Source organism: Shewanella sp. P1-14-1, assembly GCF_001401775.1.
In the GTDB taxonomy this organism is placed as follows: Bacteria; Pseudomonadota; Gammaproteobacteria; order Enterobacterales; family Shewanellaceae; genus Shewanella; species Shewanella japonica.
The window spans coordinates 65,193-88,310 of the sequence record NZ_LKTL01000023.1; the positions used below are offsets into that span (position 1 = coordinate 65,193).

At 40.7% G+C, this 23,118-nt stretch carries 18 protein-coding genes and 1 pseudogene; 4 read left to right on the forward strand and 15 right to left on the reverse strand.

All coding sequences use genetic code 11. The features are described 5' to 3' along the window. Positions 1 to 128 precede the first annotated feature (128 nt). Positions 129 to 575 carry an OsmC family protein gene (locus tag AN944_RS16305; protein WP_055025704.1) on the forward strand — a complete coding sequence of 149 codons (447 nt, stop codon included), beginning with the start codon at positions 129 to 131 and terminating at the stop codon, positions 573 to 575. A 211-nt stretch (positions 576 to 786) separates the two neighbouring features. Here AN944_RS16305 and AN944_RS16310 read toward each other — a convergent pair whose 3' ends face one another. The 6 genes and pseudogenes from AN944_RS16310 to AN944_RS16330 form a co-directional block, all read right to left on the reverse strand. Next, the gene (locus tag AN944_RS16310; RefSeq protein ID WP_055025705.1) at positions 787 to 4,065 is read right to left on the reverse strand and encodes a S41 family peptidase; all 3,279 of its coding nucleotides are present in this window, start codon (positions 4,063 to 4,065) and stop codon (positions 787 to 789) included. 246 nt (positions 4,066 to 4,311) lie between these two features. Further along, complete coding sequence (locus tag AN944_RS16315) at positions 4,312 to 5,127, reverse strand: hypothetical protein (RefSeq protein ID WP_055025706.1); 816 nt, start codon at positions 5,125 to 5,127, stop codon at positions 4,312 to 4,314. Beyond that, entirely contained in the window at positions 5,120 to 5,683 is a 564-nt protein-coding gene (locus tag AN944_RS16320) for a sigma-70 family RNA polymerase sigma factor (RefSeq protein ID WP_055025733.1), read from the reverse strand. Before AN944_RS16320 ends, AN944_RS16315 begins: the two co-directional genes overlap by 8 nt. 189 nt (positions 5,684 to 5,872) lie before the next feature. Next, positions 5,873 to 6,625, reverse strand: coding sequence for a YfbK domain-containing protein (locus AN944_RS22060; protein ID WP_408005086.1), 753 nt, complete (start codon positions 6,623 to 6,625; stop codon positions 5,873 to 5,875). A gap of 15 nt (positions 6,626 to 6,640) precedes the next feature. After that, positions 6,641 to 7,150: pseudogene (locus AN944_RS22065) on the reverse strand (von Willebrand factor type A domain-containing protein); the annotation flags it as partial. 113 nt (positions 7,151 to 7,263) lie between these two features. Next, a complete protein-coding gene (locus AN944_RS16330; RefSeq protein WP_055025708.1) occupies positions 7,264 to 8,109 on the reverse strand; it encodes a hypothetical protein in 846 nt (281 codons plus the stop codon). Positions 8,110 to 8,343: 234 nt separating this feature from the next. On the opposite strand from AN944_RS16330, the gene purE reads away from it, so the two are divergent. Together purE and purK are read left to right on the forward strand one after the other, a co-directional pair. Next, a complete protein-coding gene (gene purE / locus AN944_RS16335) occupies positions 8,344 to 8,835 on the forward strand; it encodes a 5-(carboxyamino)imidazole ribonucleotide mutase (RefSeq protein ID WP_055025709.1) in 492 nt (163 codons plus the stop codon). 2 nt (positions 8,836 to 8,837) lie between these two features. Beyond that, positions 8,838 to 9,935 carry a 5-(carboxyamino)imidazole ribonucleotide synthase gene (gene purK, locus AN944_RS16340; RefSeq protein WP_055025710.1) on the forward strand — a complete coding sequence of 366 codons (1,098 nt, stop codon included), beginning with the start codon at positions 8,838 to 8,840 and terminating at the stop codon, positions 9,933 to 9,935. Positions 9,936 to 10,011: 76 nt separating this feature from the next. On the opposite strand, the gene AN944_RS16345 is transcribed toward purK, so the two are convergent. The 6 genes from AN944_RS16345 to AN944_RS16370 form a co-directional block, all read right to left on the reverse strand. Further along, entirely contained in the window at positions 10,012 to 11,193 is a 1,182-nt protein-coding gene (locus tag AN944_RS16345) for a methyl-accepting chemotaxis protein (protein ID WP_055025711.1), read from the reverse strand. A 228-nt stretch (positions 11,194 to 11,421) separates the two neighbouring features. After that, a complete protein-coding gene (locus AN944_RS16350; RefSeq protein ID WP_055025712.1) occupies positions 11,422 to 12,039 on the reverse strand; it encodes a hypothetical protein in 618 nt (205 codons plus the stop codon). Positions 12,040 to 12,485: 446 nt separating this feature from the next. Further along, positions 12,486 to 12,914, reverse strand: a complete 429-nt coding sequence (locus AN944_RS16355; protein WP_055025713.1) for a hypothetical protein — start codon at positions 12,912 to 12,914, stop codon at positions 12,486 to 12,488. After that, complete coding sequence (gene gshA, locus AN944_RS16360; protein ID WP_082420036.1) at positions 12,911 to 14,503, reverse strand: glutamate--cysteine ligase; 1,593 nt, start codon at positions 14,501 to 14,503, stop codon at positions 12,911 to 12,913. Before gshA ends, AN944_RS16355 begins: the two co-directional genes overlap by 4 nt. Before the next feature lie 284 nt (positions 14,504 to 14,787). Next, positions 14,788 to 17,619 carry a pitrilysin family protein gene (locus AN944_RS16365; protein ID WP_055025714.1) on the reverse strand — a complete coding sequence of 944 codons (2,832 nt, stop codon included), beginning with the start codon at positions 17,617 to 17,619 and terminating at the stop codon, positions 14,788 to 14,790. Positions 17,620 to 17,797: 178 nt separating this feature from the next. Beyond that, on the reverse strand, positions 17,798 to 18,220 hold the full coding sequence (locus tag AN944_RS16370) for a YqaA family protein (RefSeq protein ID WP_055025715.1): 423 nt from the start codon (positions 18,218 to 18,220) through the stop codon (positions 17,798 to 17,800). Between the two features lie 362 nt (positions 18,221 to 18,582). On the opposite strand from AN944_RS16370, the gene AN944_RS16375 reads away from it, so the two are divergent. After that, positions 18,583 to 19,830, forward strand: coding sequence for a dicarboxylate/amino acid:cation symporter (locus AN944_RS16375; protein WP_055025716.1), 1,248 nt, complete (start codon positions 18,583 to 18,585; stop codon positions 19,828 to 19,830). A 133-nt stretch (positions 19,831 to 19,963) separates the two neighbouring features. Here the strand turns inward: AN944_RS16375 and AN944_RS16380 are convergent, their stop codons facing one another. From AN944_RS16380 to AN944_RS16390, 3 genes are read right to left on the reverse strand one after another with little or no spacing between them, the layout of a single operon-like run. Further along, positions 19,964 to 21,211 (reverse strand): alginate export family protein, encoded by a 1,248-nt coding sequence (locus tag AN944_RS16380; protein WP_055025717.1) that lies wholly within the window; start codon positions 21,209 to 21,211, stop codon positions 19,964 to 19,966. A gap of 44 nt (positions 21,212 to 21,255) precedes the next feature. Beyond that, positions 21,256 to 22,098, reverse strand: coding sequence for an ABC transporter ATP-binding protein (locus tag AN944_RS16385; protein ID WP_055025718.1), 843 nt, complete (start codon positions 22,096 to 22,098; stop codon positions 21,256 to 21,258). Between the two features lie 24 nt (positions 22,099 to 22,122). After that, positions 22,123 to 23,112 carry an ABC transporter permease gene (locus AN944_RS16390; RefSeq protein ID WP_055025719.1) on the reverse strand — a complete coding sequence of 330 codons (990 nt, stop codon included), beginning with the start codon at positions 23,110 to 23,112 and terminating at the stop codon, positions 22,123 to 22,125. Positions 23,113 to 23,118 lie beyond the last annotated feature (6 nt).

The window sequence follows — 23,118 nt, forward strand, 5'->3', positions numbered from 1 at the left end:
TTAGTAGATTTCATCAGGTACTCAGGTAAAATGCAGGCTCGGTAAAAATGTATTTAAGGTAAGAACGCTAATTTATTTAGCAAACAATCGACTTTAAGCATTTGAATTGGCTAATAAAGGAAGCATTAATGGGTTTTAAGCTAACGGTAAACTGGCAAGCGGATCATTTTGAACATACCGCACCTGAATTTAACCGAGATCACCAAATTGAGTTTGGTTCAGGGCAAGTGATACAAGCTTCTTCAGCACCTGAGTACAAAGGTAATGACGAAAAAATTAACCCAGAAGAAAGTCTTTTGGCCGCCTTATCTTCGTGTCATATGCTGACATTTCTAGCCATTGCGCACTTAAAGCGATTAACTGTCGTATCTTATCAAGATAATGCCCGTGCTGAACTTGGTAAAAACGATTCAGGAAAATTGTCTGTCACTAAAATGCTCTTAAACCCGCAAGTAACGTTTGCTGAAGGCATTGAAGTCAGTAATGAAGTATTGCAAAAAATACACGATAAAGCCCATGCTAATTGCTTTATTGCGAACAGTATTAACTCTGAAGTATCAATAAATATCGATTAATATTCATTACCGAGTTAAGACAGATTTAACCTCTACTCAGCAACCGAGTAAGACATAAAAAAAGCCAATCATTGTGATTGGCTTTTTTAGTGTCTAGATGACTTATTAGTAAAGCCTTCGTCAGATGTATTTCAATTTACACTATAAAAAAACAATAATTTAAATCACCAAGCAACCGTTTCCTGTTCTGCTTAGTCACTTTTAAAAGAGTCTATGGTTTAGGTAAAATATCCTCTGCAGTGCCTTGTTGTGGAATAGGTTTAGCACGTAAAGGTAGGATCGGCGTTTGTTTTAGTTCCTCTTTAAGGTAACTAATGGCCTTTTCAAGCTGCGCATCAGCACCGGTAAACGTTGCATAAGGTAAGTTATCGACTTCAATATCAGGTGTAACACCGTAGCCTTCAACAATCCAACGACCATCCATTGCATATTGAGGATACTCAGCGACGCGTGCCATTCCATTATCAGTCACTCGATTACGCCCTGATAACCACACTCCAGCACCAGCAGTTTGCTTGCCAATAATAGGGGCTAAACCTAATGCTTTAATCCCTGCTGAAAAAGTTTCACCATCTGAGTACGTCATTTGATCTGCAAGCACCACTAAATGGCCTCTAAAGGTTTGTTGCATATTGGTATTTGCTGAACCATGGGTCGGCTGCCAAAATGCCCAAGCACGGCGAAGCAGTTTTTCAATTATCCAGCTATCAATGTTTCCGCCTCGGTTTCGACGAACGTCGATAATTAAGCCATCCTTATCGTAATTGGTGTAAAACTCGCGTGCGAAACTTTCGATATCACCTGAGCCCATGGCATACAAATGCAAGTAGCCCATTTTGCCATCGCTGGCTTTAGCCACTTTGTTGGCGTTATTGTTAACCCAATCTAAGTAACGTAATTTAGCATCTGCGCCATTGCTATGAGGCACAACAATGGTTTTATGGCTATCTTTGCCACGCTTTAAATCAAGCAATACCTGTTTTTCGGCTTGGTTTCGCAAGCTATGCGTTACATCCGCAACCGAGTTAATGGCTTTGCCATTAATGGCGACAATGATATCCCCTGGTTTAGCATCCACATTAATTCGCCCAAGGGGTGAAGCTTGAGAAGGCAACTCAGGATCATTCTGATAAATATGACCGATAATCACTCCTTTATCGGTTTGTGATAATCGCGCACCTAAACTAGCCGCAGTTGCAGTCTCATTTTTAGTGACATCACCACCACGAACTTGGGAATGCAATGAATCGAGTTCCCCCATCATTTGCTTAAATATGTCATTAAGCTCGTTACGATCGGTCAATCTTTTTAATAAAGGTTGGTATTTTTGTTTAATGGCAGCCCAATCTTTACCTCGCATGCCTTTATCGTAAAAAGAGTCTCGATGCATCAACCAAGCATCTTCAAAAATTTGCTGCCACTCTTGCATAGGTGAGATAGCCAGCTGCCATTGAGCGATATCAACTTGAGTGTTTTTAAGTTCAGCAGGTAGCTTATCGCCTGCGGCAACAATATGCATTTCAGCAGGGTTAGACTGCTTAGTTATGAGTAATTTCTCGCCGTCAGCAGACACAGCATAACCACCGATATCAGCCCCAAACTCGCTAATTTCAGCAGAGAGATGATCAAATTTAATGAGCTTTAAACTGGTCTTATTGGCATGAGTGTCCAATAAATACAACTTATCTTTTAGCACAGTTAAATTAGCATAATTCCCTGATGCAACGGGTACTTGCCAAAGACGCTGAGTAATCCCTTTCCAGTCAACTCTGATTTTTTTAGTTGCGGTATTGGTCGCTTCTTCTTTATCTGCAATGGTACTTGCATTGAGTTCAGTCGGTTTTTCGAATGGAAATAACGCCTTCTCATTGAGTGCAATCGCAAACACTTGGGTGCGTTTATCAAAAATTGGCCCCATGTTTCTATCACCCCAAGGTGAACCTGGTGTTGCATCAAAGTGGCGATTAGATAAGAAATATAACCACTGTCCATCAGGACTAAAACTAGGTGAAAATGATTCATATTTATCGCTAGTTAATGCTTGTGCTCTTTCATCTGATAAGGAGTACAGCACCACCTGTGGACGCTGCTTACCAATTTCAGACTTAGTCACGGCGATAAGCTGACTGTTCGCAGACCAAACAATATCTGCATATTCGCCTAACCCTTCTCCATTAACGATAATTTTTTTATTCTTGCCTTTTTTCAAGTCCAATAGCCACACGTTGCCGTCATAATCATCGTGAGCAATATAACGACCGTCTGGTGAAAGGTGTAAGCTCGTTCGTAGCGATGAGCCATCTTTGGTTAATTGTTTCGCACCTTCGCTACCATCCGCTGGGAATTGCCAAATCTCTTGTTGACCTGAAGCATCACTGATGCCGTAAACCCATTTTCCGTCGACACTAAGAGCACCATTACGAACTCTAGCATCAGCAGGGGTTTTAATTTGAATCAGTCTACTGCCGTCATGACTGGCAACGGCGACATGACTACGTGCTGTAATAACCGCTTTATTACCCTTTGCAGCAAAAGCAACTGACGTGGCATATTGCATTGGATCTGCAATCCATTGCTCACGACGATGAGGAAAATCTGAAGTCAAACTAACATTGACGATGGACGAACTATTATTACTAATATCAAATACGTTAATGTCTGCGCCATGTTGAAACACTATACGTCCCTGATTTAATTGAGCGTCACGCACTTGCCACTCTGAAAATTGAGTATGCTGAGTCATGTCCTTGCCATCAACTGACATAGACCAAATGTTATCATTGCCAGATTGATCACTGACAAAGTACACGCGATTTTGCCACACCATAGGTTGTCTTACAGAACCCTGATGGGAGGCGGTAAGCTTTTGCGCTTCTTTTTTGCTACCCAGCTCATAGCGCCAGATTTCGCCTAATGCGCCACCTCGATAAACCTTGGCGTTATCTCCACTGGCTTGTAGACCAAATTGAGTGAAGTAAACATATTTACCTTGCGCATCAATCGCACCTTCAATGGCATCAGCTAGGGGAAGATCGGTTACGATTAATGACGATGGATTAACTGTTTTTAGTACCCAGTAATTTGCTGGACCATTGGCATTGTCAGTGGCGTATAGAATCTCACCTGAAGCAGTCCAACCTTGCAGGCGAACCCGGCTATTCTCAAAGCTCACTCGTTTTGCAACTCCGCCGGCCATTGGCATAACATACACTTCAGTTGCACCGTCATAATTGGCAGTAAAAGCCAACCACTGACCATCTTTTGAAATAGTCGCATCTAACTCTTCAGCTGCTTGAGTCGTCAATCTTGTCGCTGTAGTTTGGTTTAACTGACTGGTCCATAAGTCGCCTTCAGCGGTAAACACAACGGTTTGGTCGTGCAATGCTGGCGCACGATAGTATCCTTGATTTTCACTACTGACCGCTTGAAAAGCGATTCCTGAAAGCCCAAGGGCCAGCATGCAAGCGGTAACGGATTGACGAAGTTTCATGGTCAGAAAAGTCCTTGTAAATATTATTATTTTCAAGCACTCAAATTAGCAAAAAAAATGCAACTTATCAGTATCAAAATACGTTAATTAATGATTTATCCTCGATGAATTTGTAACCGAATACGTTAGTAAAAATACTCATCAGAGAATAAGGATTAACATGATTAAGTTAAGATAAAAAAAGGTAATAATATCAATTAAATATTATTACCTTTTTAATATTATGGCTTTGCGCTCACGGCGGCACTATTGAGTAGTCAAATGCCTTTTTAATTGCTGATACACTTCATGTTGTGGATGTTCTAATTCCACAATCCTAGGGAATCGCTGTTCAATCGTTTGTAGATATCGTTCAGCTTGTTGCCAATCTTTATCTTTAACTAATTGTGTTAATGTTTCCAAAGCTTGTTCGACTGAGTCATGTTGCATTAAAGGTTGTGACTGCATTTTATCTATCTTGCTAATACCTTGTGCTTCAGACAGTTTCATTTGACTTCGAGCGATATCTGAAGCGTGTTCCGTACTCACTTTCGGTGCTGCTTGTTGTTGAGTTAATGCTTGTATGGCTTGAGTCTCTTGCTGTGCTTCAGCCATCGTTTCAACATTCTGCTCAATACTTTGCTCACTTCCCTGCTCAATACGTTGACTTGAACTTACAGGTTCATCAGCAAAAGTATTGGGCTCTGCACGCATCATAGCTGGCGAAGATGTCGTTTGATTAACCTCTGTCGCCATTGGAATCGCCTCTTCAATATCTGTCACAGCATGTTGATTAAACTCAGGATTGAGTAACATAACCGATGCTATGATCATCACTGATGCAGCACTTGATAATGGCAATTTATGCTTATGCCAAAAACTCACCTTAATCACATTGGAGTTGGAGTTCTGCTGTGTTGTCTGTGTCGAACGCATTTTTGACTGAGCCAAAATTGCAGCATCAATCGCCGCAGAAGGCCGCTCTATATTTTGTAGCTTATACAAAGCAGAAATGTCTTGCTGCAACGCCGCAAAAGCTTCGTCAGTCATAGGTTCAGAGTCATTATTATCATGCTTACTCATGAGTCATTCCCTCCCACTTATTGGCGACACATTGTTTGATACTTTGATACGCATAGCGAATTCGGCTTTTAGTGGCTTCAACGGTAACATTAGCAATATCACTGATGGCGCTGGCTGTTAAGCCTAACTCGATGTTCAACAGAAATGCTTCTTTTTGCACCGCTGGTAATTTAGCTACGCAGGCTTTAAGTAATTGCGCTTGATGCTGTTGCTCTAAAACTTCATCTGGTCGCCCATTGAATTGTTGATTACCAATGTTGGCATCAAACTCATCCATGCCCTGCTCACCTAATTCATCAAGCTTATCTAATGGTTTTACAGCACGGACATGATCGATTAATAAATTATGTGCAATACGGTATAACCAAGTAGTAAATTTAGCAGTAACTTGGTAATTATCAGCGGCATTAATCACTTTGCCCCAAGTATCTTGATATAAATCTTCTGCTAAGGTGTTATCGCTTATTTGGCGTACAAAGTAGCGATAAAGCGGCCCTTTATGTTTACTGTAAAGCGCTTCAAAAGCGTGAGCATCACCTTGCTGATAGTCCAACATTAATTGTTCATCGGATCTATCAACAGCTCTATTAGCTTGCTGATTTATTTCGTTATCTGTCACCACTGACTACCTTGGTTATAGGCTATTTTCGCATTAAACCAGTTTGCCCAGCGACGTAGGTAATGTCCACTTATTCACTGCATTGAGTCATAAAAAAACCTCATTCAATTTTCAGTTAACCTGAAATTAATGGTTTTGATTCTTTGTTTGCTTACCCTCTAACAACTCACCCTGTTTTGGTGGCAAAATGGGCTGCGGCATTGGATAAGGCGTGACCTGATTGGGAGGACGATATTGTTTACCTTGTTGCGACTTGGTTAGCTCATAAACCGACTTAACAAGCGCTAAAAACTCAATTTTATCGGTTGATGCGTTATCGCCCACAATTTGATTTAGTTCATTCACCGACTGGTTAGCAATATGCACTAATTCGTCATAATTAAACTGATGCACATAATGATTGTGATTAATAAGCTGACCCAGTCCAGCCACCGCAGTCGCAAATCGAAACTCAGGGCTAGCTTGTTCAAAGAACTTATGTTGCTGCGATATATCAATCGCATATTCAGGTATTAACTGTTGTTTAGCTGTGGATCTGGAATCCAAAATGACTAATTCGGCCATCGTTGTTGCGCTAAAACCTTGGTGAACACCACGATTACCAGCAGTATCACCCTCAATATTATTAACACCTACACTCATGGTTTGCTCGTTATATCTAAGCTCATATAACGCAACAAACTGTTTAGCATCACTCAGTTTGATATGAGGTTGAACATGTTGTGCAGGCCCCTTTCTACTATTAACTGCGGTATTGGTTTCATAGCCAATTAAACGATACTCAGACACTAATCTAGGGTTAAACCTCACCAAAGTCTGTAGCCAATTAAAACCCAATTCGGCTTTTTCGCTGGCATTCGCGGTCAATTCAACATTCACAAGTAGTAAAAACGTGCTTTGATTGAATGGCGATGGCGCAAGTTCAGTGGTCACTTTATAGTTTTTTGACAACTCGCCGCTGTTAGCTAATGTGTTGTCAAATCGATAATCGAAATAGTTAACTAATTGATGGCTACTAACTGCGTTTCGTAAAGGTAACTGGCCTTGAGCTATCAAGGATTGTAGCGCATCGTAATCAGTATCATTAAAGGAAAGTCGGTATTGCGACAGCGGCGTTTCCCCTGTCACCATATTGCCACCATGACCATCAATGCTCAGCTGCCCTTGATAAACCCCAGGTTTAACGGGCGGCATCGTCGGTTTTTTAGGAAGAATAATCGGATCAATTGGCTCTGCTTGAACGGCATTAGGTTTGTTCGTGATCTCAGCTCGCACATGTAGAGTAAGATTCACTAACAACACCAATAGTAATGTCAGACCAACTAAAATAGACGGCCATAAACGCCCTTTTTTGAAGTAATAGCCCTCCAATTTTTGACGTGATAACTTCGATGATGTTCCCATTTTTAGCCCCTTAACCGTTTTCACCTATTAGTAATAACGGATAACAAATCAAAAAGGGTTAAATTTTTTAAATAATATCAGTATTGCCACGACTCAAAAAATAATAACGGTTATTACTGACTAAAAACACGTTCTAATTCAGGAATTAAAATGGCTTGTTCAGCCTCACCAAAAAAGTCAGCATGCATTTGAATAAAAGCTTCTTGAAAACTTTGTAGACCCATAATTCGGTCAATTTCAGCAATGACTTTTTTACCTTTTTCGCCTTGTGAACAAACGATGTAGCCATAAATAGGCTGAGTCACATGACGAATAGGAATAGATTGATAATCTAAGCTCTGGTTATTGTCTCGTAAAAAGGCATCGACCACTTCACTGTACTCGATAATCCCCTTTACTCGCTCTGCTTTAAGCATTTTAATTAAACTGTTTGAAGAGCCCATCCCGCCACGAATATAGTATTGATGTGGGTTTCTTTTTATTTTCTCATCAATAAAGTCACCATAAGCTCTATCTTTGACGACCCCAAGTTGACCATGTGTATCTGCAGGAAAATTCGCTAAATCAAACTCTTTGGGAAAGAGTTCCCGATGATGACTCATTACGATTAATCTAAGTGGAGGGTAAACACTGATAGGATATTTGGAAAAATGAGCGACACTTTCACGTTCTTTGGTTTTTATTTTATTAAACATGCAACTATTTTGCTGTTTAGATAACTCTAACCAACCACGAGTCATGCTGACTTGCTCTTGGTCAAATGAAAGCTGCTCATCACTAAACTCTGTTAATAATGCAATCGCTTCCATCTCTTCATTACCAGAAATAGACACTATCGTTTCATCAACTTCCGTTAACATAACGGCATGAGTTGCAGCTATAAGCTGCTGATTGAATGTAGTAAAAAAAAATACAGTGCAAAAAACTAGTCCCTTAGTCTTTAACCTTTCGAATGCCATAAAGTACCCTCGAGTTCAAAGCCTATGTCATTAACAGTAGAGTACCCTGTTAGCATTCGCAATCAGAAACTGAGTTTCAGCCGCAGAAAACACTGAAATGCAGCGAAAATAAAGCCAGCATGCTATTATCTAGCCCCTTTTTTATCGTCATGATTTTCATGGTGATAAGCCCTGTACCCTACGCAGGGAAAAGTAAGAAATAACCTAATAATATAAGTGTGTTAAGGAGTTATCATGCAAGCCCTTGTTGCCGTAGTAATGGGATCTAAGAGTGATTGGCCCACCATGGAAGCCGCCGCAGAAATAATGGATAAGCTTCAGGTGCCATATCATGTTGAAGTCGTCTCAGCGCACCGTACTCCTGACAAACTAATGGACTTTGCAAGCACTGCTGCCGATAAAGGTTATAAAGTGATTATTGGTGGCGCCGGTGGTGCTGCTCACTTACCTGGTATGATCGCTTCAAAAACCCGTTTACCCGTTCTTGGCGTGCCAGTACAAAGTAAGGCGCTTTCAGGAATGGATAGCTTACTGTCAATCGTTCAAATGCCTAAAGGTATTGCAGTGGGTACCTTAGCAATCGGCACAGCGGGTGCATTTAATGCTGGCTTACTTGCAAGTCAAATCCTTGCTGTAACGGACGCTGAACTGGCTGCTCGTCTTGATGCATTTAGAGATGATCAAACTAACACCATTCTTGAAAACCCAGATCCGAGGGAAGCTTAATAATGGCTCAGCAAAACCCTAAACAACATAATGTCTGGGTACTTGGCGATGGCCAACTCGGCGCCATGCTTTCCCATGCTGGTCAACCTTTAGCAATCAATGTCCAACCTGTGGACATCATGACGCCATCTAATGAGCGTTTACCGCTGAAAGATACTGATATTATCACTGCAGAGCGTGAGCAATGGCCAGAGTCATCCCTAAGCCTGCAATTAAGTGAACATCAGCATTTTATTAATGGCCCCGTTTTTGGGCGTTTGGCTGACCGCTTTACCCAAAAAAGCTTATTGGATGAACTGTCGGTTCCGACATCGCCTTGGGAATTAGTTGATGACAATACCGATACCTCAAACTTGCATCAGCAATATGGTGATCGAGTATTACTTAAACGCCGCACTGGCGGTTATGACGGCAAAGGTCAGCATTGGTTAAAGCAAGCTGAAGGAACAGAAATCCCCGCTGATTGGCGCAATGAAGCCATTGCAGAGCAAGCAATCAATTTTGATGAAGAAGTATCAATTATTGGTGTCAGAACCCAAAGTGGTGAATGTGTTTTTTACCCATTAACCCTTAACTTACATCAAGATGGTATTTTAATGGCTTCTATTTCGCCATTAAGCCGATTAGACCACCTTCAACCACAAGCTGAAGCAATGTTAACTAGCGTCATGGATGCTCTCGATTACGTGGGAGTTATGGCGATGGAATGTTTCCGTGTCGGTGATGAGCTACTGGTGAATGAGTTAGCACCACGAGTGCACAACTCAGGGCACTGGACACAGTCAGGCTGCCACATCAATCAGTTTGAATTACACCTGCGTGCATTGTGTGATTTACCGATCCACACCCCACAAGTTAACTATCAATGTGTGATGGTTAACTTAATTGGTGTGGATAAAGACGACCGCTGGCTAAGCTTACCGAATGCAGAGCTATTCTGGTACAACAAAGAAGTCAGAGTGGGCCGTAAAGTGGGTCATCTCAATTTATCAGCACACAATAAAGCGATGGTTGACGACAGTATTGCACTATTACAACAGTGGATGCCTGAGCAGTACCAAGCCCCTCTTGCTTGGATATTGGCTGAATTCGAGCGTTAAATTGTAGTGAGTCATGTTCGCTATAAAGCAAAAAAGGAGCCTAAGGCTCCTTTTTTATTTGCTACCTTTAAGCTTGTTAAATACACACTCGGGTTAGTACTTGTTCAAGGTTTTCAGAGCTTGCCTTTTGTTGTTGTGCTCTTAATGAAATCGCTTCGAGATTTAATTGCACCTCATGGCTTAAACGTGAAATTTCAATCGCACGATTATTAATGCTTCCCGTTGAAGTTTGCTGACCTTGAATACTGTAAGTCATATTGCCAGCAACACTGTCTAACTGCTCAAAGACGTGTCCTATATCGCTAAAGGCTTGGGTCACACGCTGACATTGTTGTAGGCTTTCTTGAGTGACACGCTGACTTTCTCCGATGGCACTGACCGCATTTCCAGCTTTAGCTTGAAGCTCTAGCACAATTGATTGAATTTCAACTGTCGATTCTTGTGTTCGGTGTGCTAAGGCTCGCACTTCATCTGCTACAACAGCAAAGCCACGCCCTTGCTCACCCGCTCTAGCAGCCTCAATTGCAGCATTTAGGGCTAACAAGTTAGTTTGCTCGGCAATACTTTTAATGACTTCTAAAACGTTACCAATTTTCTGGCTATCACTGTTCAGCAAATCTAAATCAGACACCATGCTCTCAATGCCATTAGCAAAGGTCGTCATTGAGCTTTGGTTATTTTGTGCATCACTTGTTCCTGATGCTAATAGCTCTTTAACTTGAACTGATGTCGACTTAAGCTCTTCAGCATTAGTAAATAATTCGTCCGCAGTGTGAACAATCTCAGTTAAAGAAGCACTTATTTGTTCATTCTCTTGTGTGCTTTGACTCATTGATGACTCAGCAGCTCCCATTTGAGAAGCAAGTTCATATGATCCTGAGCGAACATCATTAGCATCGGCTCGAATCTCATCAATTACAGCTTTCAAATCTTCAATGAAATCGCTTAATCCATTACTGATATTAGCTATTTGGTCATCTCCATTATCCTTTAATGGCTTATCGGGCGCAGTATGGGTACTGACCACTAACGCTAAATAATGACTCAATACATTTAAGCGTTTTTGTACTTGCTGCTGGTAAACATATAACAAGGCAAACGACTGCGCAGTCCCTAAGCAAACAAGCAATATGACCAATTGGAATGTGGAGATTTGATCAGGAAGAAACAGTGAAACAACAATGGCGAGCAAGACAAACGACATGACGGGTAATAATAACCTCGTCTGCAATTTATTATTATCATTATGAGTTTGCATATAGGGTTCCGAAAACGAATAAATTATTTTAAACCTAAGTGGTTACAATTTTTATTATTGATAAATCGTAAGATGTTAAATCCTGTGCAACATTAAAGAATTAACACAATATCTACAATTGTTATCGGACATTGTCGCTGAAAGTTTAGATTTATTATTGTCAGTATTTTTATACAAATGAAATAAAAAAGCCTCGCATTGGCGAGGCTTATGGTTCAAGGCGATGGATTACCCAAAGAATAAACGCCATAACCAAGAAGAATCTAAGTCTTCTTTACAAGTGTGATACTGTTGAGCATAGGTTTTTGAACGTGCATCGACGCGATTGGCGACAGGGCCTAGCCACGCTTTGGCTTTATAAGTTCCCCGTTTGTAACCGCCCCATCCTTCGTGATAATTCAAATATTGATTTTTTGCGTCCCACTTAGAAATACCATTGATTTTATTAGTTTTATAAATAAACCACCCCATAAAATCCATCGCATCATCAAAGTTACTTCGACTCGACCATGAATTACCTGTTTCTCGTACGTAATCATCCCAAGTCATCGTTTTCGCTTGCGCATAACCATAAGCATCACTGGCACGTCCAATAGGAATAAAACCAAGAAAATATTCCATAGGCGGTGCAGCATTATGTTTAAACGAGCTTTCTTGATACATCATGGCTAAAGGCACATGAACCGGTACGCCCCATTTATCACGAGTATTGACTGCAGCTTTATACCAAGAGCGATTTTCTTGAAAAATAGAACACAGGTTGTCAGGCTCTTTTGGTGGAGGTGTGGCACAACCGGTAAGTTGTAATAATAAAATGGTGCCTAAAGCACGAAAAAACCACTTCATAAAAGCCCTTATAGCAAATGAAAACAACTGAATATGAAAAACCAAAGACGGGTAGATTCTCACATCAAAGTGACAGAGATGCAAACCGCTTTATCATAAAAAAGCTGACGATGTCGTTATAATAAAGCGACAAAATATCCCATGACTTAACTGACGATTAGACAGTGTCGCTTAAACGGTTATGGACTATCACGGATTGATATCATCGCAGTACATATAGGCTATTAACGATATTTTGAGGTCGCTAATTTTAAGAAGGCTAGTTTATGAGGCTAACTTTATATCACTTTGCTAAATGATTTTTCAGTCGCTTTTTAAATAACTGCGTTGAAGAAATAAATGTAAAGCGATTAATTGAACACGAGGAGAATGAAAAATAGGTATGGGACGAAAAATGACTAAGCATTATTCCTTGATGCAATTATCGCTTGGGGAGCATTGAGTATTTATCCCATCTTATCGGTAAATACACATTCATAAGACGCTTGCTTCCAAACCACTGGCTTCCAATAGTCGCTATTAAGCCCTGTATATGTTTTATCAACTTTAAGTTCAGCTGCTAAATGATAGCGCTGCTCACGTTCAACCACAATATCCAGCTTTTTGGTTTGTCTGGCTGCGAGTTTAACTTTCAATTCTGGCGACTCTATTAGCTCAGCTAAAGTAAACGTGTGCTTACCTGCTGTCAGTTTATAATAAGGACGCGAAATAACAGCTTGACCATCAAGATGTGTGACAACCACTCGATATAGGTTGTCTGCAGTCGGCGGCGTAATGTAACTCGCAACCGAACCACACATAAACTCATCATCTGATGAACTTGCACACCCTTGAAGCAGTGCAAGCATCATCAATAATAAGGCCGTTATCTTCATTGATTAACGGCAACTGCTGGCTGCGCTAAATCAGCAAAATAATCCGCTAAAAACTCATCAAAGCTCACTGCGGGTTGTGCTTCAATATCTTGCTGCACTCTTAGAGACTCTTGCGCTTCAGCTTCATATTCAGCCAGAGTGTTGGCTGATAACGGATAATTAGACAGGTACTCATGGTACTGTTTTGCAAGTTGTTTCACCCACACACCATGATCAATACCTTGATTAACTACATCTTCAAGCACACGACCAGATAGTGTTTTACTTGGGTCGTTAATCGCTTCTTGCCACTGTGATAATGCTTGTTGGTACTGATTTCCCTCACTATCAAGTAAAACAGCAAGTCGTGACATTGGCTCAAAAATATCACTTAACCATTCAGTTAACTTAACGTGTTGGCCCTTTCTACTTAAGGTTAAGTCAGGTTTACGACCTTCAAGTACAACAGCTTTTAAGTTAGCGGCTATTTCAGCCTCTCCTTCAACATCTGTTTTATCGGATGAAAGTAATAAACAATAAAGCAAGAACAAATCAAGGAACTTAACCTGACTAGCATCAATACCAATAGGGCTATATGGATTGACATCAAGAGCACGCACTTCGATATATTCTACTCCAGCTCTAGCAAGCGCTTCAGATGGTTTTTCACCTGATTTAGCAACGCGTTTAGCCCGAATTGGCGAATAAAATTCATTTTCAATTTGTAAAACGTTGCTATTCAACTGGCGATATTCATTGCCAACCTTAACCCCGATTTTTGCAAAGCTTGCTGAAGGCATTCTAATTGCTTCGCCTACACCCGCTAGATACTCAGGCAGCGAGTTATAACTAATATCTAGCTGCTCCTGCTCTTTATTGGTGTAACCTAAATCACTCATACGCAATGACGTTGCGTAAGGTAAGTAAAGTGTCCCTTTACCTGTTTTCTTAAAATCAAAATCAACTGGCTGTTCTTTAATAAACGAACTACATAGTGCGGGTGAAGAGCCAAAAAAGTATGGCAATACCCATACCAAACGGCGATAGTTACGGATCATGCCAAAATAAGATTCTGAGATAAAATCTTGTCGAGAAAGCTGTTTATCACTTTTCTCGTATAAAGCATCCCACAGTTTTTCTGACACTGAAAAATTAAAGTGAACCCCTGCAATAATCTGCATTAAAGGTCCATATCTATGAGTTAGCCCTTGACGATAAAGGGTTTTCATTTTGCCATTATTTGAACTGCCGTAACGGGCGATCGGAATATCTTTCTCATCGCCAACATAACAAGGCATGCTGACAGGCCAGAGTGTTTGGCCATTCATATTTTTAACACTGTAGGCATGAGTTTGAGTCAAGCCATCTAATAAAGTGTCAATATTAGAATTAACTGGAGTGATGAACTCTAAAAGAGACTCACTGTAATCTGTGGTAATACGAGAGTGAGTTAAGGCTGAACCTAACTTTTCTGGGTGACCGTCTTTTGCTAATTGACCAGAGTCATCGATTCTTAAAGCTTCACGTTCAATGCCCCTTAACATACCGAGCAGTGATTCACGACCTTGGTCGTTGGAAAGGTAATCGATTATTTCATTGAATGAGTTCAATTTGCTGTTCTCTTATTGTAACCCGAATTAATAACTCGAATTAATCACTCGAATTAGTCAGCCGCATCGGTTCATATTGCGACTTACAATCTGCTAGACCTGCTATTAAACGATATTATTTCCAACAATGCATAATAAAATCTGCTTCATTGAATAAATTTACGTTCAATCGTCTTAAAATAAAAAACGGTAACATCATTATTGTCACCGTTATGTGGTCTTTCATCATATCAGACCCTATAAAACCTATATAGGGTCTATATTTTTAAAAACAATAGCGAAACCTATTTAATCTCTTTTATAGGATAGCCTAAAGCTTCAAGTTTAGGTGAAATCACCGTTTTATCGCCAACAATGACCATAATCATACTCGATAAATCTAACTGCGCTTTAGCTAACTCGTTAAGTTCATCTTTACTGATTGTCGCCACAATATCAGCCTGTTGCTCAGTAAAATCATCTGCCAATTGGTAACGCTGTATCATGCGCATAAAGCCCGCTTTTTGATATGGGGTTTCATACTCAAGCGCTTTACCTTGAGAAATAGAACTGCGCATGAAAGCTAACTCTTTATCCGTCATGCCTTCAGCTTGGAAACGTTTTATTTCATTCACAAATTCAGTCACAGACTCAGCCGTTACATCTGTGCGAACACTGGCAGTTGCTTCAAAACGACCGATAACATCATTACCATTAAAGCCAGTTCTTGCCCCGTAGGTATAACCTTTATCTTCACGTAGATTCAGGTTTATACGACTATTAAATGCTCCACCTAATGGGTAATTCATTAAGAAAGATTTAAAATACTCCCCTGTCGCATCGTAAGGTAATGCTCGCTTACCGATCTTAATCACTGACTGAGCCGCACCGGGTTTATCAATAACGTAAATAGTGCCACCAGCAAGTGTTGGGAATGTTGGTAAGGCTTCAGCTTTATTTGCACTGCCTTGCCATTTCTCCAGTACAGAAAGTTCAGACATCAGCTGTTGTTGAGGTAAATCAGACACTAACACCATCTGCGCATTACCTGCTTTATATTGGGTTTGATAGAACTGCTTTACGTCATCTAATGTCAACGCAGAAACTGTCGCTACACTGCCTGAGGCTTGTACGCTAAAGTGAGTATCTTCGCCAAAAAGTAATCCTGAAAATGCTCTACGAGCGAGATAGTTAGGATCTGATTCTTGGTGTTGTAACCCTTGTATTTCCTGTTGTTTTAGACGCTCAAAATCAGCCTCAACAAAACCTGGCGAAAATAACTTTTCTTGTAAAATTGCCAACGTAGGTGTCAGATTTTCAGTCAAACTCGATACTTGAATGTAGCTCTGAGTAGAGGTTGCTCCAAATGAAATACTACTGCCTAGCATTTCAAGTGCGCCTGCTAATTCTTCTGTTGTTCGTTTTTGACTCGACTCATTTAACATTGAAGCCGTTAAAGAGGCGACACCTGCTTTTTCAATTTCAGGTAACCGATTACCGCCATCAAGATAAATTAATAACTCTACCGTTGGGGTTTCATGGTTTTCTGTTCCCATGACCTCGATGCCATTTGCTAGTGATGCATTCCATAGCTTTGGTACTTTAAGCACGGGCGCAGCGCCTGCCTTCGGCATCACGGTGCGATCGAAGCTTGAAGTGATTTGACGAACATTCTCTGTTCCTGTTACCGCTACATCGGCCACTGATTGCGTTACCGGAGTGAAGTTATCCTCTTTAGCTATAAGCTGTTTAGCCCCTTCAGGAACCACACTCATTACGACCATTGGTTTATCTTTGATATAGGTTTTAAAAACCCGCATCACATCTTCTTTGGTAACACTGGCATAACGAGCTAAATCACTGGCGACCATATTAGGGTTATCAAAAAAGGTTTGATTGTAAGCCAGTGTAGAAACTTTGCCTTTCACACTTTGCATGCCGTAAATGGTATCGGCTTCAAATTGCACTTTTACTTTTTGTAGATCGTCATCGGTCACACCACGCTGCTCAAACTCGACAATCGAGTCATTAATTTTTTGCTCTAATTTAGCAAGGTCGGTACCTGATGCAGGATTTGCCAACGCATATAGAGTCAAACGACACGATAACTCTTGGCAAGGATGACCGACTGATGCCTGCACAGCAAATCCATCTTTAACCAGATTTTTGTATAACAGCGATGTTTTACCGCCGCCTAAAATGTTGGCCAATAAATCTAATGCAGCTTCATCTTCATGACGGGCATAAACTGTTGGAAAACCCATATAAATCAGAGGTAGATGCACCTTATCTTCCATCGAAATATATCGGGTTTCATCCAGAGTAACAGGGGTTTTAGGATCTGCTTTAACTTCAGGACCACGGGCTAACTCACCAAAGTACTTATTAACCATGGCAAGCGTTTGCATTTCATCAAAATCCCCACCAATAGTTAACGTAGCATTGTTAGGCCCATACCAACGTTTAAAGAAGTTACGAACATCATCAACCGTTGCACGTTCTAGATCTTCTGGCCAGCCAATCACAGGCCATGAGTATGGGTGTCCCTCAGGAAACATGGCTTGATTAAAGCGTTCATTCAAACGGCCATATGGTTGGTTGTCGATACGTTGAGCACGTTCGTTTTTCACCGTTTCACGCTGAACTTCAAATTTCTCACTGGTTAATGCTGGCAACAAAAAGCCCATTCGGTCTGACTCTAGCCACAACATTTTTTCGAGCTGGTTACTTGGCACGGTTTCAAAGTAATTTGTTCTATCGGTATTAGTCGTTCCGTTAAGCGTACCGCCAGCTTCTGTGACGACTTTAAAGTGTTGCTCATCTCCAACATGCTGGGAGCCCTGGAACATCATGTGTTCGAATAAATGAGCAAAACCACTGCGGCCTTCTACTTCACGAGCAGATCCCACATGGTAAGTAACATCAACATGAACAAGAGGATCTGAATTGTCCTGATGCAAAATAACTGTCAGTCCATTCTCTAACAAATATTTTTTATAAGGGATACTCACCGCGTCAGATACGCCAACGGTTTCGATTAAAGTCACGCCTTGAGGCAAACTGGAGGACGTTTTTACTTCATGTGCGCAGCCACTTATGGCAATAGAGATCGCCGCTGCTAAGATCCATTTCTTCACTTAAACTTCCTTTAAAAAATTAATAGCATAATAGTATGGGCTTACGACCCTGCTTTATACAGATAGTTTCCAATAGTAGTGAAAATTGCGCTATGGCTTGCAAAAATACAAACTAAAGTGATTGAAAGTTATATATTAATATTCAATATGATGGATACCCTACCTCGTAGGGTCATTATTACCACGCCAACATAAATGCTGCCACAATTAAAGAGTAACGAATCGTTTTACCGATGAGTATCATGATAGTCGATTGGATAATAGGTAACTTTAGCCATCCTGCGATTAAACATAAAATATCGCCGATTAATGGCAGCCAAGATAACAATAACGCCCAATAGCCATATTTTTCGATTAATTTTAGTCCATGTTGGTATTTTTTAGAGGCAAAGTCCTCTGGCGTCTTCGCAAAGCGGCCTAAATAGCCTAAATAATAACTGGTGATTGCCCCTAACGAATTACCAATACTGGCCACAACAAGCAATGCAAACCACGTTTGTGGGGCTTCATTCAATAAAGCGACAAGTAAAACTTCTGAGCCTCCTGGTAACAAAGTTGCTGCTAGAAAGGCCCCGCTAAACATTAACCATAACGCTGTCATTTACTTTACCTGATGATATTTATAGAGTTTTAATCACTTTGAAGTCACACCTTACTAAGGGTTAGCAAGTTGTTGAAATTTAAAGTACATTTAACAAGTCTCAAAAATGGTATAAGTTATATCAAAAACGGTTTGTCCCGTTATGATTGACTCAATACAATTCGAAAAATTGCTCCACCGAGAACTGTAGATAAGCAATATTAAAATAAGCTGAACCTTAATGATGTGAACCATCGTATTGCTTACGCAGCGTAACTTCCGCAATGACTATTCAATAGCCTTTGTGTAATTGTGTTCGGTTATTGAAATAATAATCCCCTTGCTGAAAACAACGGCAAGTATAATAAATAGTTGGAAATTTAATGATTTTTCAAACCTTGAAACGTATTCCTTTTTGGCAAAAAGTCCTCGCAGGTTTTGCTTTTGGTATCATGGCGGGTGTTGCTTTAGGCGAAAGCGCCGTAATGCTGAAACCACTCGGTGACTTGTTTATCAGTGCCATTAAAATGTTGGTCGCACCCTTAGTTTTCTGCGCCATTGTCGTTAGTATTACTTCTTTAGGTTCTCAAGCAAACCTTAAACGTCTTAGCTTTAAGACCTTAGGCCTGTTTATGCTAACAGGCACGGCTGCATCATTCATAGGTCTTGCCATTGGTAGTTCTTTTGATATGGGCGGCAGTATTGAGCTGGCGACAACGGAAGTGAGTGACCGTGATATTCCAGGGTTTGCTCAAGTCTTATTAAATATGATCCCAGTTAATCCTTTTGCCTCATTAGCAGAAGGAAAAGTACTGCAAATTATCGTATTTGCTGCATTAGTGGGTATCGCTATTAATGCTGTTGGCGAAAAAGCTGCACCACTTAAAAATACCATTTCAGCTGGCGCAGAAGTCATGTTTGAACTCACTCGTATGGTATTAAAACTCACCCCAATAGGTGTTTTTGGTTTAATGGCTTGGGTTGTGGGTGAGTACGGTTTATCAACTTTATTGCCATTAGGTAAGTTCATTATCGCAATTTATGTCGCAGCGCTCATCCACATCATTTTTGTCTATGGTGGCTTAATTAAATTTGTCGCTAAACTGAGCCCGATACAATTTTTCCGCAAAGCCATGCCTGCACAGTTAGTCGCATTCAGTACTGCATCTAGCTTTGGTACATTACCAGCAAGTACTAAATGTACTGAATCAATGGGCGTATCTAAACGCTATAGTGCTTTTGTTTTACCTCTTGGCGCAACCATGAATATGGACGGTTGTGGCGGTATTTACCCTGCTATTGCTGCAATCTTCATTGCCCAAATTTATGGTATCCCATTAGAAATGAGCGATTACATGCTTATTGCTGTGACAGCAACAGTAGCGTCAGTTGGTACTGCAGGTGTACCTGGTAGTGCAATGGTTATGCTAACCGTTACCTTAGGTGTTGTTGGTTTACCGCTTGAAGGAATCGCATTTATTGCGGCAATTGACCGTGTAATTGACATGATCCGTACAGCAACGAACGTCACTGGCGATATGATGACAGCGGTTGTTGTTGGTAAAAGTGAAGGTCAATTTGATGAAGCGCAGTTTAATTCAAATGAAAAAATCATTGAGCAAACAGCATAGTTAATGACGTAATAAAGGATTCGTTAAAGATTCAGTTAATTTGCGACCAAATCTACAAAACGGCAGATGAATTGTTCATCTGCCGTTTTCATTTTATAGCCCAACCTATTTAAAAGTCGCGAATGACATTAGGCTAAAACTTTGCGTTAAACCATACCCACGCTTTGTCAGTATCCACTTTACCTGCTGCAACATCACCAGCTGAATAAGCCGCATATTTAACGCCAACGGTATAGTGGTCGTATAATGGCATACTAAAGACGGCGTTGATTTCTGAGCCTAAATCGTCCACCGCTGCACTTGATTCATCCGCATCAAACTCGTGATAAGCCACCGCCCATTTACCACCAATCACACTACCACCAATAGATGCATACAAGTCAGCCAAGCCTTCTTTAGGTGTTGTTAAGAATTGGTCGGTCCAACCATTAAAGCCATGTAGTGTTGCAAGTGGAGTCGAGAAACCATAATCGCCACCATCTGAACCTAACAGCTCGTAGCCTACTTTGAAGGTAACCACTGAAAAACCAACGCCCCCCTCAAGGCTCATATAATCTGCAGAATAAGATTGCCCTGCTGTATCTGAATCCTGAGTGGCATATTCCGCTGTATAAAGTAACTTAATATCACCAATATCAGCTTTACCGGTAAAGCGAAGACCATAAGTGTCTAGACCGTTTTCAATATTAGTATCTTCTTCTAATAGGTAGCCATAGGCGCTTAACGTACCAAAACCCGTTTTTAATTGAGCATTGATTAAATTATCTTTTGAATCAATATCTTTTGCTTCTGCAAAAATACGATTTCGCTGAGTAATATAACCATAATCAATTTGGAACATATCATTGAACTTATATTCAAGCATGACGCCATCAAACGTCTGTCTATCTTGACGCCAACCCACATGTCCCACAAAACGCTGATTATCAAAGGTGATCACTTGTCGACCCCCTTTAACACTAAAACCTTCGTATTGGTATTTTAAAAATAGTTGATCAAGTTCTGTGGTTTCAGGATCGGCAATCACAGAATAATCAGGATTGTTTCCTAAAGTATCGTTATAGTCATCAACACCCGCTACGACACGTGAATCTTCGAACTCGACTAACGAACTAAAACCATAGTAATCAGCTGTGGCGTAAGTTAATCGGGTACGTAACGTAAAGGCATCTGCATCTTTTAATGCGTTATCTTGCTCTACCATTTCATAACGCAGATTCAAATCGACTTTCACTTTCCCTTCAGTCACAGCTTCTGCAATCGTCGTTGCTTCTGCAGCATGTACTTGGCCCATCAATGCCAAAGATGCTGGAGCAATAATGGTTAACGCTGATTTTGCTAACCTTTTATTGATAAAACTCGCAAGTTGATTCTTTCTCATCATATTTCCCTTGTTGTAATTAAATCTTGTCCATCAGAGTAATCTTAGCCAACATTAGCAGTTTCATCGTTACTAATTGATGAATTACTAATATTAATAGTCTCAACTTTTCGTTGCTTCTCGTATAAGAACTTCAATACTTCAGCACGTAGACGGTTATATTCTTTGTCTTCTGCCAGTGCTAACCGCTCTCTTGGTCTTGGTAAATTCACGTCTAAAATTTCACCAACCGTCGCTGCCGGGCCGTTGGTCATCATGACAATTTTATCGGATAGTAATACGGCTTCATCCACATCATGCGTAATCATAATAACGGTGTTATTCAGCTCGTTTTGAATTTCCATTAGCGAGTCCTGCATATGCGCACGCGTTAGTGCATCTAATGCGCCAAACGGTTCATCCATTAACAAGACTTCGGGTTCCATTGCCAATGCTCTTGCAATACCGACTCGTTGCTTCATACCGCCTGAAATTTCGCTAGGAAGCTTATGCATTGCATGTTCCATATGTACCAGCTTTAAGTTGTATTCAATCCAGTCCTTAATTTCAGCTTTGGATTTTTTATTCTTAAATACTTGTTTAACTGCTAGCTCGACATTTTGATATGACGTAAGCCATGGCAGTAATGAGTGGTTTTGAAACACAACGGCTCGCTCAGGCCCAGGCTCTGTTACTTCTGCGCTGTTTAAAATCACTCCACCTTGAGTGGCTTGATAAAGACCCGCTACGATATTTAGTACAGTTGACTTACCACACCCCGAATGACCTATGAGCGATACAAACTCACCTTTATTGATCTTCAGGTTCACTTCTTTAAGCGCTTTAAATGGACCATTAGGGGTAGGAAAATCCATATCGATATTACTGATATCTAAAAATACACTCATAATATTTACTCCTTGCGTCCCAAATTAACGGGCTTTATCCCATGAGAACCAAGCTTGTAGTGCAAGCATTGCTCTATCTAGTAAGAAACCAATAAACCCAATCACAATAACGGCTGCCATAATGCGAGATAACGACTCTGAACTTCCGTTTTGGAACTCATCCCAAACAAATTTGCCAAGGCCTGGGTTTTGCGCCAACATCTCTGCTGCAATTAACACCATCCAAGCCACACCGAGTGATAAACGCATCCCCGTGAAAATTAACGGTATTGATGCTGGTAATACGATTTTCTGCACATGAGTAAAGGCTGATAACCTCAATACTCGACTGACATTTAATAAATCAGTATCAATAGATGCGACTCCGATTGAGGTGTTAATGATCATTGGCCACAAACTACATAAAGTGACTGTGAGTAACGAATTGATAAACGATTTCGATAACATAGGATCTGGAGAGACATAAAGTGCGCTCACCACCATAGTAACCAGTGGTAACCAAGCCAATGGCGAGACGGGTTTAAACAGCTGCACAATAGGGTTTATTGCCGCATTTAAATTTTTGCTCAGCCCCATCCAAATACCCAATGGAATGGCGATAATCGCGGCTAATAAAAAACCTGACATCACGGTAATCAAACTCGTAAAAATCTGATCAACAAAGGTTTCTTTACCTGTATAAGCTCGTGTCTTTGGCACATAAGTTGGATCTTTTGCCACGCGGGCTTCATTACGCACTTTTTGACGCTCATAGAAAGCTGCCGCTTTTTCTCGTTCAGCCACATGTTCTTGGTAAAGCGAATCGAACTGAGCTACAACAGCCACTGGCCCCGGAAACTTACCCAACGAAGTGTTGATGTTATTTGCGCTGATAGACCATAAGACTAAGAACACGGTTAAGCCAATAATGGGTAACAGTAACGTTTTACTCATTTGACCTAGTTTCGAAAGCAACACGTTGGCAGATGACTTATCCATAGGAAGCCTCTGGGTAATTTTTGCAATGGTTGACATAGCTCT

What these genes read in the sequence shown, in the direction of transcription:
- AN944_RS16370 (WP_055025715.1), bottom strand. Translation starts at nt 18,220, where the DNA reads ATGACAGCGTTATGGTTAATGTTTAGCGGGGCCTTTCTAGCAGCAACT.
- AN944_RS16310 (WP_055025705.1), bottom strand. Translation starts at nt 4,065, where the DNA reads ATGAAACTTCGTCAATCCGTTACCGCTTGCATGCTGGCCCTTGGGCTT.
- AN944_RS16330 (WP_055025708.1), bottom strand. Translation starts at nt 8,109, where the DNA reads ATGGCATTCGAAAGGTTAAAGACTAAGGGACTAGTTTTTTGCACTGTA.
- AN944_RS16385 (WP_055025718.1), bottom strand. Translation starts at nt 22,098, where the DNA reads ATGAGTGTATTTTTAGATATCAGTAATATCGATATGGATTTTCCTACC.
- AN944_RS16380 (WP_055025717.1), bottom strand. Translation starts at nt 21,211, where the DNA reads ATGAGAAAGAATCAACTTGCGAGTTTTATCAATAAAAGGTTAGCAAAA.
- purE (WP_055025709.1), top strand. Translation starts at nt 8,344, where the DNA reads ATGCAAGCCCTTGTTGCCGTAGTAATGGGATCTAAGAGTGATTGGCCC.
- AN944_RS16350 (WP_055025712.1), bottom strand. Translation starts at nt 12,039, where the DNA reads ATGAAGTGGTTTTTTCGTGCTTTAGGCACCATTTTATTATTACAACTT.
- AN944_RS16320 (WP_055025733.1), bottom strand. Translation starts at nt 5,683, where the DNA reads ATGTTGGACTATCAGCAAGGTGATGCTCACGCTTTTGAAGCGCTTTAC.
- AN944_RS16305 (WP_055025704.1), top strand. Translation starts at nt 129, where the DNA reads ATGGGTTTTAAGCTAACGGTAAACTGGCAAGCGGATCATTTTGAACAT.
- AN944_RS16345 (WP_055025711.1), bottom strand. Translation starts at nt 11,193, where the DNA reads ATGCAAACTCATAATGATAATAATAAATTGCAGACGAGGTTATTATTA.
- AN944_RS16390 (WP_055025719.1), bottom strand. Translation starts at nt 23,112, where the DNA reads ATGTCAACCATTGCAAAAATTACCCAGAGGCTTCCTATGGATAAGTCA.
- AN944_RS16375 (WP_055025716.1), top strand. Translation starts at nt 18,583, where the DNA reads ATGATTTTTCAAACCTTGAAACGTATTCCTTTTTGGCAAAAAGTCCTC.
- purK (WP_055025710.1), top strand. Translation starts at nt 8,838, where the DNA reads ATGGCTCAGCAAAACCCTAAACAACATAATGTCTGGGTACTTGGCGAT.
- AN944_RS16315 (WP_055025706.1), bottom strand. Translation starts at nt 5,127, where the DNA reads ATGAGTAAGCATGATAATAATGACTCTGAACCTATGACTGACGAAGCT.
- AN944_RS16355 (WP_055025713.1), bottom strand. Translation starts at nt 12,914, where the DNA reads ATGAAGATAACGGCCTTATTATTGATGATGCTTGCACTGCTTCAAGGG.